Source organism: Paraburkholderia sp. RL17-337-BIB-A (assembly GCF_046025895.1).
GTDB classification, from domain to species: domain Bacteria; phylum Pseudomonadota; class Gammaproteobacteria; order Burkholderiales; family Burkholderiaceae; genus Paraburkholderia; species Paraburkholderia fungorum_C.
This window is the reverse complement of record NZ_JARESY010000001.1, coordinates 2,402,727-2,417,460: the sequence shown is the minus strand read 5'-3', so window position 1 is coordinate 2,417,460 and position 14,734 is coordinate 2,402,727. Positions and strand designations below refer to the sequence as shown.

9 protein-coding genes and 1 pseudogene are annotated in these 14,734 nt (G+C 58.4%); 6 read left to right on the top strand and 4 right to left on the bottom strand.

What is annotated here, in order from left to right; all coding sequences use genetic code 11:
- Positions 1–119: 119 nt before the first annotated feature.
- Positions 120–743 carry a hypothetical protein gene (locus P0D84_RS10785; RefSeq protein ID WP_408335952.1) on the top strand — a complete coding sequence of 208 codons (624 nt, stop codon included), beginning with the start codon at positions 120–122 and terminating at the stop codon, positions 741–743.
- Between the two features lie 420 nt (positions 744–1,163).
- Here P0D84_RS10785 and P0D84_RS10780 read toward each other — a convergent pair whose 3' ends face one another.
- Complete coding sequence (locus P0D84_RS10780; protein WP_408335949.1) at positions 1,164–1,457, bottom strand: hypothetical protein; 294 nt, start codon at positions 1,455–1,457, stop codon at positions 1,164–1,166.
- A gap of 187 nt (positions 1,458–1,644) precedes the next feature.
- Between P0D84_RS10780 and P0D84_RS10775 the strand changes: the two are divergent.
- Together P0D84_RS10775 and P0D84_RS10770 are read left to right on the top strand one after the other, a co-directional pair.
- Positions 1,645–3,156 (top strand): annotated as a pseudogene (locus tag P0D84_RS10775) (TM0106 family RecB-like putative nuclease); the annotation flags it as partial.
- A 33-nt stretch (positions 3,157–3,189) separates the two neighbouring features.
- Positions 3,190–5,094 carry a DEAD/DEAH box helicase gene (locus P0D84_RS10770; protein WP_408339774.1) on the top strand — a complete coding sequence of 635 codons (1,905 nt, stop codon included), beginning with the start codon at positions 3,190–3,192 and terminating at the stop codon, positions 5,092–5,094.
- A gap of 519 nt (positions 5,095–5,613) precedes the next feature.
- Here the strand turns inward: P0D84_RS10770 and P0D84_RS10765 are convergent.
- The 3 genes from P0D84_RS10765 to P0D84_RS10755 all read right to left on the bottom strand — a co-directional run bounded on the left by P0D84_RS10765 (position 5,614) and on the right by P0D84_RS10755 (position 6,805).
- Positions 5,614–6,060, bottom strand: coding sequence for a hypothetical protein (locus tag P0D84_RS10765; RefSeq protein WP_408335946.1), 447 nt, complete (start codon positions 6,058–6,060; stop codon positions 5,614–5,616).
- Positions 6,061–6,179: 119 nt separating this feature from the next.
- On the bottom strand, positions 6,180–6,626 hold the full coding sequence (locus P0D84_RS10760; RefSeq protein WP_408335943.1) for a hypothetical protein: 447 nt from the start codon (positions 6,624–6,626) through the stop codon (positions 6,180–6,182).
- Positions 6,623–6,805: a hypothetical protein gene (locus tag P0D84_RS10755; protein ID WP_408335940.1), complete on the bottom strand. Its 183-nt coding sequence runs from the start codon at positions 6,803–6,805 to the stop codon at positions 6,623–6,625. Before P0D84_RS10755 ends, P0D84_RS10760 begins: the two co-directional genes overlap by 4 nt.
- 2,991 nt (positions 6,806–9,796) lie before the next feature.
- Here P0D84_RS10755 and P0D84_RS10750 point away from each other — a divergent pair.
- The 3 genes from P0D84_RS10750 (at position 9,797) to P0D84_RS10740 (ending at position 14,470) form a co-directional block, all read left to right on the top strand.
- On the top strand, positions 9,797–9,994 hold the full coding sequence (locus tag P0D84_RS10750) for a hypothetical protein (protein WP_408335937.1): 198 nt from the start codon (positions 9,797–9,799) through the stop codon (positions 9,992–9,994).
- Entirely contained in the window at positions 9,981–10,832 is an 852-nt protein-coding gene (locus tag P0D84_RS10745) for a hypothetical protein (RefSeq protein ID WP_408335934.1), read from the top strand. The genes P0D84_RS10750 and P0D84_RS10745 overlap by 14 nt, the downstream gene beginning before the upstream one ends.
- 215 nt (positions 10,833–11,047) lie before the next feature.
- Positions 11,048–14,470, top strand: coding sequence for a TM0106 family RecB-like putative nuclease (locus P0D84_RS10740; protein ID WP_408335931.1), 3,423 nt, complete (start codon positions 11,048–11,050; stop codon positions 14,468–14,470).
- Positions 14,471–14,734: the final 264 nt, after the last annotated feature.

Genomic DNA, 14,734 nt, shown 5'->3' with positions numbered 1-14,734 from the left:
AGCTGCCGATAAGAAAGGATTCGGCGGAATGCGTTAAGCGCTGTCCGAAGGCGAGAGCGACCGCTATGTCGGCTCGGACCTTTAAGAGCTTCAAATTTATAACTAAGGATATCGATATCGTGCCAAATCAGCAACTAATCGACGACTACGTGGATAATCTCGTGCAGGCAGAGGGTTGGTTTGACGACGTAGACAACGACAAGACGTACGGTGGCGTCAGCACTTTCCAGGGTGTCGAGACGGGTTTTACTGGCGAACCTAATGGCCCGCAGGCAGTTCACAAGGGCTGGGCGTATCGCGAACTGAAAAAGCTCAGTGAGGAGGGGTTTGACGTAAACGCGTTGGATTCCACCGAGGGTTTTGAGCGTTGGCACGCTAAGCTTATCGATTCTTATGAAGCTAACTATGAAAGAAAGGGCCTCAAGCCGCTCCCGCGCCACACCGTGTACCGTCTGGTGGACCTGTTCGTCAAATGGCTCCGTGTCTACAGAAAAGAATATCCCGCCGTGGTCGCTGCTATCAAAAGGCATGCGCACGTCGTTTTGAACGAGCCTAACCGAAACTTGATTTCAGAGATAATTGACGATTGCCCGCCATATGGCTCCTCCACACAAAGCACAGAAGGTGCGGTGAGGAGCTATAACGATATCCAGAATAAAGTCCGGGTGTTTTGCCAGCAACGCGGAGGCTCGCCAATTATTGTGGACGTCTGGGCTAGGAATAGAAATCACTCCGGGGAGTGAGCCGGCGCATTCGTTTTGACCACCTCGGATAGTTCCCGGGGATGACGTTGAAGGCCGCCAAAGGCTCTTCCCTCATGACCGAGTAGGCGTATCCTTTCAACTCACGGAGCAGGCGTAATGGCGCCGCCATAAGATTTTCTGCACTGCAATGGCTCGCGGTGCGGTTGCGCCCTAACTTAGAAGCTCAAGGGTACTCCATACCGCGCGAGGCCGCTCGTGAGTCGCATGACTGGAGATGAAGGGACGGAGATTGGTTGCGAGGCAAATCATTGACAGCATTGACGAGCGGCTGGTGTGTCGCCGCGCGGGCGGCGACATCCTACGTTCAGTTGCTGCCCTGTGGTATGAGGTTGAGGCATCAGGGAAGGTGATGCGTACTGGTGGGTACTCGCCGGCGATGCTTCATACGGTCTCGCGCTCTTATTGCAGCTTGACCGGCAGAGTTGCAATTTCGTCCCTGTGGTCCTCAAGGATTTTTTCGCCATCGGCGATTATTTCCTGCGCAGTGTGGATAATCCGCCATCGCTGGGCAATCAGCGCCGGCGCCTTCTCAGGGTCCTCAAGTTTCCCAAGCATCATGTCGATAATGGCTTCGTGGCCTTCGCGCACAGACTGATGTGCCTCGGCAACGGCGACGACGACATTCCAGAGCGTGACGCCTTCCGATACGTCGGCCGGAATCGATTTGTTATCAGGACGGTCAGTGAACGGCATTATTCCCTCGGGAAGCTATGTGTGGCTTGTAAATCGAGCATTTCGGCAATCTCGTCTGAACTGTGCCAATAGTGAACCTCGCTACGGCGGTAGTGTTGCTCGTTTGACACTCAGTGTTCGATTGAGACGGCATCTGTCTTGGTGTAACGGTAGCATCCGCAACAATCTGAAGGGTGTGAGGGGACAAATGCTTCAACTGGATGGGAAAAGGGTTTACTCGGCGTCGGACCTGGTGTCCTTTCTTGAGTGCGAGCACAGCACGAGGCTCGCGCTGATTGACTTTGTGACGCCGCTGCCACGCAACCCGGAGGATGAACAGCTCGCGCTTGTACAGGAAAGAGGGCTCGTCCACGAGAAGGCTTATCTGGGCGCGCTGTCGAATCAGTGCAAGAACGTCATCGATATTAACGCGCACGTTGGCAAGGACATCCGCGCGCGTGTCGCGGCCACGCTGGACGCCATGCGTCAGGGCTACGATGTCATCTACCAGGCAGCATTTCTCGACGCAAACCTTCTCGGCTACGCAGACTTCCTCGTAAAGGTTCCGACGCCCTCGGAGCTCGGCGACTTCAGCTATGAAGCCGTCGACACGAAACTCGCGCTTTCTCCTCGCAGCAAGTTTCTCGTACAGCTCGCCTTCTATTCGCACCTGCTCGCACAGGCACAGGGCCACTATCCAGAGCGCATGCGTGTCGTCCTCGGTTCGAACCGGGAAGCAACATACCGGTGCGCGGATTACCGATACTACTTCGACACCGCGCTCGCTCGGTTCCTCGCGCGCGTTGCAACTGATGCCGCCACGACCGAAACCTACCCGAACCCGTGCGACAAGTGCTCCCAGTGCCACTGGAGCCAGTTGTGCGATGCGCAACGCGTGAAGGACGACCACCTATCGCAGGTCGCTGGCATCGCGCGCGTTCAGGTCCGCAAGCTCGTCGGCGCCGGCGTGCCGACGCTTGAGGCGCTGGCGAAGATGCCGGCCGGTACTGCCGTCCCGAAGATTGCGCCCGGCACCGTTGAGCGGCTGCGCTCGCAGGCAGAGCTTCAGTACCAGTTCCGGGTGGACGGCCAGCGGCGTAAGGTGCTGCTCCAGAAAGACCCGAACGACCAACGCCTGCGCGGCTTCGAACGTCTGCCCGAGCCGAACCCGGGTGATATGTTTTTCGACATGGAAGGCAATCCGCTTGAGAACGGGGGCCTGTAATACCTTTTCGGCGTCTGGGAAGTTGACCTGGGGCAGGGCAATTTCCGCACGTTCTGGGCACACAACCGTGTGCAGGAAAAGCTTGCTTTCGAGCAGTTCATGGATTACGTGGACGCGCGCCTGGTGATTTACCCGGACGCGCACATCTACCACTATGCGCCTTACGAGCCGACAGCGCTGAAGAAGCTGATGTCGGTGCATGGGACGCGCGAGGAGTCGGTCGATAATCTCCTGCGCCGCGGCAAGCTCATCGACCTGTATGCGGTCGTGCGCGAGGCGCTGCGCGTGTCCGAGCCGAGCTACTCCATCAAGTACATTGAGCGCTTCTACCGCGGTGCACGCGCGGGTGACGTCACCAACGCTGGCGCAAGCATCGTTTTCTACGAGCGCTGGAAGGCCCTCGTCGGCGAGCCGGGCAAGGCCGCCGAAGCAGCCCGTCTGCTGCAGGACATCGCTGACTACAACGAAGATGACGTCGTATCCACGTATCAGTTGCGGGAATGGCTGCTCACGCTGCGACCGGTGGCGATGACGTGGTCGAATCGTCTTGCGCCGACTGCTGCCGCACCTGCGGCTGCATCCACCCCGAAGCCACAAACGCTTCGGGCGCAGGCATTGGTAGCGGCGATTCTGAAGCCGTTGCCACTGAAGGAAGAGCACTGGACGCCTGTCGACCAGTATCGTGCGCTTGTCGCGCACCTTGTGTTTTTCCATCAACGTGAGGCGAAGCCTGACTGGTGGGCCGTGTTCAAACGCATGGAAATGACGGACACCGAGCTCATCGAAGATGCCGAGTGCCTGGGCGAGTTGAAGCCTGACACTTCGCGCCCGCCGAAGCCAGAAGCGCAGTCCTTCCGTTACTTCTATAAGGTTCCGGAGCAGGAGACCAAGCTGCGCACTGGGGTTGCCGCGACGAACGCCAGCACGGGCAAGTCTCTGTCCAAATTCCATGTCGATATGCACGGGTTGAGCGTTTCGTTCACCGTGAAGGGAGCGTTCAACCCCAATGATGTGACGTCTATCGGACCGGGAATGCCTATCGCAACGACGGCGCATCGTGAGGCGCTGGAACACTTCGCGACCTGCATGCATGGCCATATCCCTGGCTACCGCGCCGTGGAGGCACTCCTTCGTCGAGAAATGCCCCGCATCAAAGGCATTCAGCCCGGGACCGCGCTTGTCGACGAAAACGCCGAGTTGCTGCCGCAGGTGATTCAGGTGGTCAAGGGTATGGACGAGACCTGCCTGTTCATCCAGGGGCCACCAGGAGCTGGCAAGACGTACACGGGCTCGCACGTCATCGTCGAGCTGCTGCGTCAGGGCAAACGCGTCGGCGTGACGTCCAACAGCCACCACGCCATCAACAACCTTCTGCAGGCGGTCGAGAAGCGTGCGGCAACCGCGAAATTCGTCTTTTCGGGGATGAAGAAATCCAACGGCGAGGATACAGAGCTGAAAGGCAGCATGATTGTTGATGTCACCAAGGACGATGAAATCTTCCACGGCCTGCCTCAGCTTGTCGCCGGTACGTCCTGGCTGTTCTCCAAGGAAGAGATGCGCGAGCAGCTGGATTATCTGTTCGTCGACGAAGCAGGACAGATGGCGCTCGCCAACCTCGTCGCAGTCGGCATGAGCGCGAAAAACATCGTTCTTCTGGGCGACCAGATGCAGCTGGCACAGCCGAGCAAGGGCATGCACCCGGGGCGTTCGGGCGATTCGACGCTCGAATATCTACTCGATGGCGTTGCAACCATCCCGGCGGACAAGGGCATCTTCCTGAAGACAACCTACCGGATGCACGGAGATGTGTGCGAGTTCATCTCCGACGCCGTGTACGAAGGCCGCCTGAAGCCGGCGCCGGGCACCGCCGCGCGCGTGGTGGACGTACCCTTCGAAGGTCGCGGGGCGGCGCCGATGACTGGTATCCGCTACGTGCCGGTCCTGCATGACGGCAACTCGCAGTCGAGCGAAGAAGAAGTCGAGAAGGTTGTCAGCATTGTGTGCGACCTTCTCAAGGGCACGCGCGACGACGGGCAGCGCATGGTTCCGATGGCGCTCGATGACATCCTGGTCGTGGCACCGTACAACGTGCAGGTCAACGAACTGAAGCGTGCGCTACCTGACGGTGCCCGCGTGGGCACCGTGGACAAGTTCCAGGGGCAGGAGGCGCACGTCGTCATCATGTCGATGGCCACGTCCAACGCTGATTACCTGCCGCGAGACATTGAGTTCCTGTTCAGCAAGAACCGCCTGAACGTGGCCATCTCGCGCGCGAAGGCGCTCGCCATTCTGGTCGCGAGCCCCGACCTGCTGACCGTGCCATGCTCAAGGCCCGAGGAGATGGCGCTCGTCAACACGCTGTGCGCTCTCGTGCATTACTCGAAGCGCAGTCAGCCAGCGCCGCAGCCCGTATTGATGCCAACAAATCCCTGAAATGACCCGGGCGTGGTGGGGAAGGGGACCGAAAGTGTCCCCGCTCTGTGGGTAGTGGACAACCACCGACACGAGAGGGCCGAAAATGGGGATTTCTGCACACTGTCGACTGGCAGATTGGAACGCAGTTTGGGCAATTTACGCCGTAAGAGGCTGCGCATCTGACTGAAGCGCAGCTCGAGACGGTCCTCCGCCTGTCATGCTGTTCCTGGAGTCGCTGGGCCTGCTGTCCTGCGAGGGCTTTGGCGCATTGCCGTCGGACGGGTTAGTGTCGACGTTGGCATCCAGATGAGCGGAGCGCTGCGGGGTTTGAGCGGCGGCGAGGCTTTATGACCGCAGTGGCCACGCTTCTTCGGCGCGCTAACCGCGGTCCTTCAAAGGCTGCTTTGAAATTCTCTGCGCGATGCTAGGCGTAGCGCTAGCTGCGAGCTTCGTTGTTCTGCTTATCATGCTCTTCGTCGGCGCCGTTATTGGCGGCATCACCGGGGACGGGAATGCCGCAGCCTGAACAGACGCGGCTTATTTTTCTCCGCGTGCCCGAGCCCAAGCCTCGTCGTGGAAGGCTTGGCCCCAGGTACAGGCCTTCTCGAGTGCGTCTTCGAAGGTGAGTGCGTAAAACCACTGGTCGCGACTCACTTCCCAGGAATAACCGAGTCGCTCGCCATCTATCTGGAAGTAAGGCTGGCGCGCCTTGACGAGGAAGCCGAGCACCTGCACCCGGTCGAATACGCTGTTATGCAGGATTTCCTCGAAGTTGTCGATGGTGTTTGCCGCTTCAAGGCCGGGCAGTTGCAAGCCGCCGGCGAGAAGGGCATCTCGCGCATCGGACAGTTCTGCTTCGATTTCCGAACGCGTCGGGTCGAAGAAGTGCCAGTCGACGAGCATGGAATCGAGATGCATGATGCGCTCGAGGCGCACCGAGAGGGCGTTGCAACGGATGAAGCATTCGATGGGCGTGCCGGTCATCTGGTCTCCTCTTGTCAAAAAACAGAATTGTCGGGCATAAATGAGACAAATTCTGTCCCTTTTCGCAGGCATTGTTGCTGGTTAGCGACCGCGACCGCGACCGCGACCGGTCAAGCGGTTCAGGCTTCGTCGTCCTCCGTCTCGCCCCAGACTTCTCGCGAATACTGTTCTGCCCACTCGAGCGCCGCGCGTTGTGCGGCCTCGTAGCTCGGTGCGTGAAACCAGGCGGTGCGCACCGGCGCCCATGAATAGTGAACTTCACCATTGCCGACTACGACGAACTCGCGCTGCCGGGCCTTGACCAGCCAGCCAAGCTCTCCGTTCTCGTCCTCGATAAAGGCTTCAATCTTCTGGCGCAACTGCTCCGCGTCGGCGGGTTGGTCTGCCTGTCCTTCGAGGAAATCGCGGCGCAGCGCGAGCATCACCGAGTCGAAATCATCCGTGAATGCCTTCCTGATATCCGCAGGCAGGCGCCCGTCGTCGAGCATCGCGTCGACGTGAAAGACGCTCTCGAATCGAAAGGCCAGACGACTGAACTCTGCGCTTAGGGCGGGGGTGTCGTTCAAGCTCGGTCCTCCTCGATGTGCAATGTTGTTGCCACTATTGTGCCCGTTCCGACGCCGCGAATGCCCGCGACGTCGAGACCGATATCGGTGTTTTCGTTGGCCGGGTTGCGGTGCCACGCCTCGAGTGCGGGCAGCACATTTGCATACTGAGTAGCGAGTTCCTGGTCTAACGCCATCAAGAATGGTCTCCTATCGTGGGCAAGACGCCAGTGTGCGCTGGGGTTGAGACATTCAGTGGCTCGATTCTTTTAATTTTCGTGTTTCAGGGCGAATGGCCGCTTTAAACATGCCGGCCACCAGAAGTGGGTCTGGCCGGGTTCCATACCGTCAAGTATGGGTTGGGCCTTTCGAATATACGATACTGACAACTTGCTGCGGGACTTCAGGAGGGTGTCCGCCATTCCGCATTACGGGCCACTGCCCAAGTGTCGAACTCTCAATCAATTAGCTACTTGCAGCCGGAAGCTCAGACCTGGCGGTGTGAGGAAAAAGGTACCTAAAAGTGGTAGCGTCTATCTTTCGGCGAAGCTAGAAACGGACGAGGGCAGCGTCGCACGCTGCGCACCGAGCTGCGCCGGGGGGCACCGCGCTCCGGCATGCAGAGCAAGTTTCCCTCTCGCCGAGTCCGCGTATTGCCAGTGCTTGGCCGGTTCCGTGAGAGCGCACCGTATGTTGAGTCCTGGCTGATACCTCCATACCCTGAAGGTTACTAACAACGCTCGAATCGGAACGAGGATTTGAATGGATGCCTTTCGTTATACGCCCGGTGCGGACTCGGGCCGTGCACTTCTCTTCTTCCAGTGCCTGTACCGCGATTCGTTGCAAGGTGAAGATGGCCAAATTTGCCGAGCACTGCAGCCAGCCCATCGTACCCGGACAGTAGCGCAATTCATACCACGTGCGGCGAGAAACCTCCGCTGGCCGCCCCGCGATAATATGAAAAAGCACCTGGCAACGTGGGTTCACTGCGTCGTCGAGTGCGGCATCTGTAGGCGATGGCATGTCCCCAAACGCGATTATTTTGAGATGACCCGCCAGCCAAGGGTGGCTCACGACAGACACTCTACCGCTCATTAAGACTTCCTCGAATCCACGCACGGTCAAGAAAAGAAAAGGATGCGTCGCATCCCAACGAGTGCTCGTGCTGCCTTTGCCAGCACTGGCAAAGGGCTTGCAAGCAAACCCGTAAGTATCCTGATTTCGACGAGTATCCTGTTTTAGAAAAGCGTTGCCTTAGCAACTCGGGGAATGTCGTTAGCCGGTTCAAGATTCGCGGCAGCCTTCGAGACGTCCGCGAGCAGGTCCAGCAGATGCTGTAGCCGCGCCCGGTGCGAGTGCCATAGTCCAGGCGTCGCGCTTATCTGTATAACTCGCATGTGCCAGTAAGTCCGACCGAACAAAGAATCAAGTCCTTCCAGCGATAACACTCGCTCGAGGTGAGCGAGTGCGCCGTCAACGTTTTGGGCGGTGTAAGAACTTCTGACGGCGCCGACTCCTTTTGTACTGGGTTTCATCTCGTTCTCTCAGGTTCTTATGTTTTGTTCGAACGCCCTCCGATGGGGTACCCGTCGGCTGTCAGACGATAGTGCACGGCGACGACAATAAGTCGCTCGTATTTGAGTTGCGTGCAGCAGCAATCAGTGTGGGCATAGCGCTTCCGAAACGTCCGAGCGGTATGACGACTGCTGATAACGTATTGTCCTTGTGTATTGCGACATTTGATGTCTCGATATGCAGGTCACCCTCGTTTGGTCAAAAACAACGGTGAAAATCTGATATGGAAGTCCTTCGCTCGCCTGTAGCGAGAGAACATCCCTACGAGACACGGATTGTCCTGATGCAGTTGCAGGATGTTGACAGGCATCCGGCGCCCGGTGCGGCGCATCGGACCGGTTCACTTATCAGGTGGTATCGGGAAGGAATATCATGCGACGCCATTTTGCAGGGGGGAGTCCATGTGAGGTTAGAACTACCGGAGACCTCACTTGCATGTCATCCCGCGTTCAGACGGGCCGTACACGCTTTTCGACCGCAATGGGAGCGTCTGGAGTTACTCCACAAAGGCGCGAGTCGTGAAAGCGCAGGGGGACACCAACGGCTTTGCTCGCAGCTTGAGCGCAACCGCCCCGGCTCTGTCCAGCAATGGCTGGCGCAGTCATCGGTCGCCTCGGTGTTCACGTTTCCCACCTGGATGCGCACGCGGTTTCTGCTGCTCAATACCGTTGGCCTGCCGCTTGCCCCGGAGGATTTCGCGGAGTTCTCGCCGCGTCAGCGGTCGCGCGTTCAGTGCAGCTATGGTGTTCAATACCAGGGAAGCAATTGCCGTGGTGGAGACGGGTACCGCCGGATGTGCACTGCGGCGGAACTGCGACTCAATGCGCTTGTCGTCTTCGAAGACGGCGAGGTTCCCGCGCGACCGTGTCGAAGCGGCAGAAACTTGCCCCACAGCTGGGACCTCGTGGGTCGTTCGTTTGAACGGAACTGGAAGCGCAACCGGAAGACGCAGTATCGGTCGGGCTGACCGCGCTCGCGTCGAACGTTACAATCGGTCGATTTCAGGGGCACACACACCGCTTGCGCACCTAGGCATCAAACAGCGGCGACTGGAAGATTTGAAAACCGTTGTTAACCCAACTCTGTTGTGACCTTGCTGGCGGCGCGCCGATACGCAGCCGATTCGCCCGCACCTCGGCGCTTGGGAGATATATGGAACGACTCATTTTCAAGGCTGGCGGAAGATTGGAATATTTGAGCCGCGTCGACCTTGACGATGCGGAGAACCCATTCACGCCGACATCCCATGCGCGGGCGTGTCGCGGCTTCTGTTGGCACCCGCCAGAAGCGTGGTTGCGAGCAGAAGTTAGCCAATATGGGCGACACAGCACAAGACTAGGAGCGCCGTGCCGCTTCCTTTCGGGTGTTTTCAATCGAAGTAGACGGGGAACTATTCTAGCCAGCTTATTTCCTTGGCGAAGCACGTGAGCGCAGGAGGCTCAAATCGATTTGGAAGGAGTTAGGTGCGTTGGAAGGAGCAAGGAAGTGTCAGGTTTTTAAGGGTCTCAAGGGCTCGCTCTGACCGGGCGTGACGCCATTCGACGCGCTGGGGCGAGCTGCAATAGCGTTCCGCGATTAAGTGGCATGAGAAACCGTCTGGATTAGGTGAGGACCACGTGTTCGTGTTGCACTCAGTTCTCCCCGCATTTAAAGAATTCACAATTAATGCCGCTAACCAGTTGAACGACAATTTTTCACGTATGTGGCTAATCAGCGGCCAACAAACGGCCTTTGCTGCACGATTTCCGGCCACCCTGCGGGTGGTCTTTTTCCAGCGTCCGTATTATTTTCAAAAAATTTATGTCCCAGAATAAAGAACTGTTTGCGGTCATCCGCCGCATCGTGGCGCACATAGACACCTTCCGCGAGGAGCCCAACTTCACGAACGAGCTCATCAGGCGGCGCAATCGCGTCGTCACGCCGCTGGTCAGCAACAGCGACTTCCTGCGGAATCTGGCGCACATCATCGCATATGCACATGCCGATTCCTCCCGGGTCACGAACATGATTGACAGCAACGGGTACGATGAGGTCTGGTTTGACTATGACGTTGACGCGGTTGCGGCCCTCAATCCGTGTGACGTCGTCGAAGAACACTGGGAAACGACGCTCAGCCCTATCATGAATGGCAGCAAAGCCTACTTCGTCGTGATGGCCGCCCGAGCCATCCAGCGTGTGGGAGCCATCTCGACCTTGTTCAATGACAGCATTCCGACCCGCATCCAAACCGGTGCAGACATTCCCGCATTCTGGAAGGGGTTCGCTGGGCTGAAAAATCAGATGAAGGAGCACGGCGTTCCTTATCTTAGCAGCGTCACTTCCCTGTCGCACATGCTTCTGCATTTGGGCTACGACTGCGTGAAGCCTGACGTCATCGTTATGCGCGTTGCCATGAAGCTCGGCATTGTCACGGAGAAGGAGGCGAAGACGGACAAAGGCTTGAAGAAGGTCGCCCGTCTACTACAGGAGTACGCGCTCGAATATGAAATTCGCCCGTCGGAAATCGACATGTACTTTCTGATTCAGGAGGGGCAATCCGAGGCCATGACGTGGGTCAGGCCAAACTTCGCCCCGGTCTATGACTTGGCAAGTCTTCCGGCGCTGCCCGAAATTCGTTCGTCCGTCAGCCTCGAGCCTGAGCCGGCAATGTAATAGGCGGTCCGTGTTGATTAAGTCATCGAGTTGAGCGTCCGTCGAAGTTTTGGACTGGATGACCGATACAAAACTATGGTCACGCTCGACAATAGCAAGTATTGTTAGCGGCCCGGCGCAGAACGGGCGGATATCTGCAGGGCGAATCGCCAAGCACGTTCCGCACGCGTGACGAGGTGTCTAGCCTAGCCGTCGACATTTTTGGCGAATCGAACATGCACAAGACGTCTCACGGGACGAGGTATTCAGCAACCGACCTTGTCTCTTTTCTCGAATGTGAACACTCCACAACGCTGGACGTCCGCAGTCTCTACGCGCCCATGTCGCGTACAGAATCAGATGACGAAGCCATACTCATTCAGGAAAAAGGCCACGCCCACGAAGCCGCCTACCTTGAGCGCTTGAAAAGGCAGTATCCCGACGGGGAAGTCGTCGACATCACCCAGCACGGCCGAAGCGCGAAAGGCCGCGAGCGGGCCACGCTGCTGGCCATGCAGGCAGGCGCTGACATCATCTATCAGGGCGTGCTTACGGACGGCCCGTTTGTGGGCTACATCGACTTCATGCGCAAGGTCGGAAAACGCTCGGCATTGGGTTCTTTCAGCTATGAGCCTCTCGACACGAAGCTCGGGCGCAGCACCCGGGCGAAATTTATCGTTCAGCTGGCGCTGTATTCCGCGCTCATTCGGCGGACTCAGGGCGTGCCGCCCGACTATCTGCACGTCGTGCTGGGCACAAACGACGAAGTGGCCTACCGTTGCGCCGACTATGCTCACTACTTCGACGTGCTTCGCGAGCGTTTTCTGGCCCATGCGGCTAGCGCCGATACCGCCGGGACGTATCCGGAACCCTGCTCCCGTTGCAACTTGTGCCACTGGCGGGATGGCTGCGAAAAGCAGCGACTCGACGACGACCATCTGAGTCAGGTCGCCAATCTCTCCAGACTTCACGCCAAGCGGCTCACCGCCGGCGGAGTTTCAACGATGGCGCAGTTGGCGACCAGCGCGACGCCGCCAGACGGCGTCAGGATGGCGCTTCCGACTTATCTGAAGCTGCACCGGCAGGCGGAGCTCCAGCATCGCGCACGGGCCACGGGTGAGCGCTACGTCGAGCACCTTCCGCTCGACCCGCAGGGCCTCCGGGGTTTCTACCGGCTTCCAGAGCCGTCGCGCCATGACCTCTATTTCGACATGGAGGGTGACCCGCTGGTTCCCGGCGGCCTCGAGTACCTGTTTGGCGTCTATCTGTGGGACGATGCGGGAGAGCCGAAGTTCGTCGCCTTCTGGGCGCATAGTCGCGCGGCTGAGAAGTGCGCGTTCGAAAACTTCGTCGACTTCGTCACGGCGCACCTGGTGAAGCATCCGGACGCCTACATCTACCACTACGCCGACTACGAGCGCACCGCCCTTCAGCGGCTCATGATGGTTCACGGCACCCGCGAGGCGCAGGTCGATGACCTGCTGCGTCAGCACCGCCTTGTGGACCTTTACAAGGTCGTCCGCGAAAGCATCGTCGTGAGTGAGCCAAACTACAGCATCAAGAGCATCGAGCACTTCTATTTTGACAAGCGTACCGTCGAAGTGAAGAGCGCTGGCGCGAGCATCGTGTATTACGAGGAGTGGCTCAAGACTCAGGAGCAGAAGCTCCTTGACGACATCGAGGCATATAACCTTGACGACGTAAAGTCGACCGCCGAATTGCATAAGTGGATGCTGGCGCAACGCCCCTCCATCGGCTGGGCGCGCTTCGGTGACACGGAGAAGGAGTCCACGACGAACCGGACTGCGCTGGAAGCGCGTCTTGCGCCGATGCGGCAGGCTCTCGTCGACAGCCTACCTCTCGACCCGAAGACCTGGAGCGCTGAAGAGCGCGTGCGTGAACTCGTCTATCAGTTGCTCAGCTTTCACCGGCGCGCCGCGAAGCCCGAGTACTGGGACTACTTCCGACGCAAGGAAGCGACCGTGACGGAGCTGATTGACGATGCCGAATGTCTGGGCGCGCTTGAGCGCGATTATTCGCGCAAGCCGGAAGTGGCTGACCGCTCGAGGCGCTACTTTTATACCTATCCGCCTCAGGAGACGAAGTTGCGCAATGATTCGCCCTGCCAGCGCACGGATGGATTCAACTCAGCAGGCGGCCTCGTTGTTGACACGTTGACACGAACCGTCAGCTTTAAGGTCGGAAATTCACAGCCGGCGCCCGCAGACAAGCTGAGCGTGATTCCCCCGGGACCGATTGACACAGAAGTCCAGCAGGCCGCGCTTCTGCGCTTTGCCCAATCGTTCGTTGCGGGCGATAAGACCTACCCCGCACTCGAGGCGTTTCTGCGCCATGAGCTGCCGCGTGTCGACTGCGTAACGCAGGGCGCAGCGCTGGTGCCCGATGTCGAGAATCCTCTGTCTCACATCATCGAGACGGTCACTGCTCTGCAAAACAGCGTGCTTTTCCTGCAGGGGCCGCCGGGCGCCGGCAAGACGTACACGGGCTCGCACCTCATCGTCGAGCTGCTCAAGGCCGGCAAGCGGGTGGCCATCAGCTCCAACAGCCATCACGCTATCAACAACCTTCTCGGCGGCGTCGAGAAGGTTGCCAAAGAAAAGGATTTCTTCGTTTACGGCGCGAAGCGCTCGGACAAGGGCCACGAATTCGGTGGGCAATCTATCGTTGATGTCCGCACGAACGACGACATTGTCGCGGGCGAATACGACCTCGTAGCAGGCACGTCATGGCTTTTTTCGCGACCCGAATTCGACCAGGCGTTCGATTACCTTTTTGTCGACGAAGCAGGTCAGGTTGCACTCGCCAACCTCATTGCGCTTGGTACTTGTGCGAAAAATGTGGTGCTGCTGGGCGACCAGATGCAGTTGAGCCAGCCTGTTAAGGGGGTTCACCCTGGCCGTTCGGGCGAATCGTCGCTGGATTACCTGCTCAACGGCAAGGCGACCATTCCGCCAGAACAGGGCATTTTCCTGAAGATAACGTATCGCATGCACTCGGACATCTGCCGCTTCATCTCGGACGCCATTTACGACGGACGCCTGGTCTCCGACCCGTCGACGTACGTGCAGGCGCTCGTGCTGGGGCCCGACGCGCACCCTGCGCTCAAGCCGACTGGCATCCAGTTCGTGCCAGTTGTGCACGACGGTTGTTCGCAGGATAGCGAAGAGGAAGCGAAGGTCATCCTTCAGCTGTTTAACAGCCTGCTAAAGCAGAAGTTCCGGGACAAGGACGGCGTCGAGCGCCGCATGTCGGTTGACGACATCCTGGTGGTCGCGCCGTTCAACGTGCAAGTGAACCGGCTGCGTGCAACGCTACCGACTGGTGCGCGCGTGGGGACTGTTGACGCTTTCCAGGGGCAGGAAGCGCAGGCGGTACTTGTCTCCATGACGACATCGAGCGGCGACTATGCCCCGCGTAACATCGAGTTCCTCTTCAGCAAGAATCGACTCAATGTGGCCATCTCGCGCGCTAAAAGTCTCACGGTGGTCGTTGCAAGTCCTGCTCTGCAAGGCATTCGCTGTTCAACGCCCGAGGAGATGAGCCTCGTCAATACGCTATGCTTTCTAGCGGCGTATGTGAACCACACAGACGTCGTTGAGGGCCCCAGGGCCCCGTTGACAAGTGCACTACCTGCGTGAAGGGCGAACTCCGAAAGGCCACGGCAGCTACAACCATTCAGTGAGCACCGGCCCTACGGCCTGCGGGCATGTCAACAGAACCTTACGCGGCTATGCCCGACTTCGCGAGATGCTCTTTACGTGCAATAGTATCGAAGATAACCGGAGTAGTCCCACGCTCTTTACAGAACTGCCGTATAGCACTTTGGGCAGCCGAATATTTTTGCCATGCTTGTACGTGGTTATCGGCATCGTCTTATACACAAGTCAGCCCTCCGCAACCGT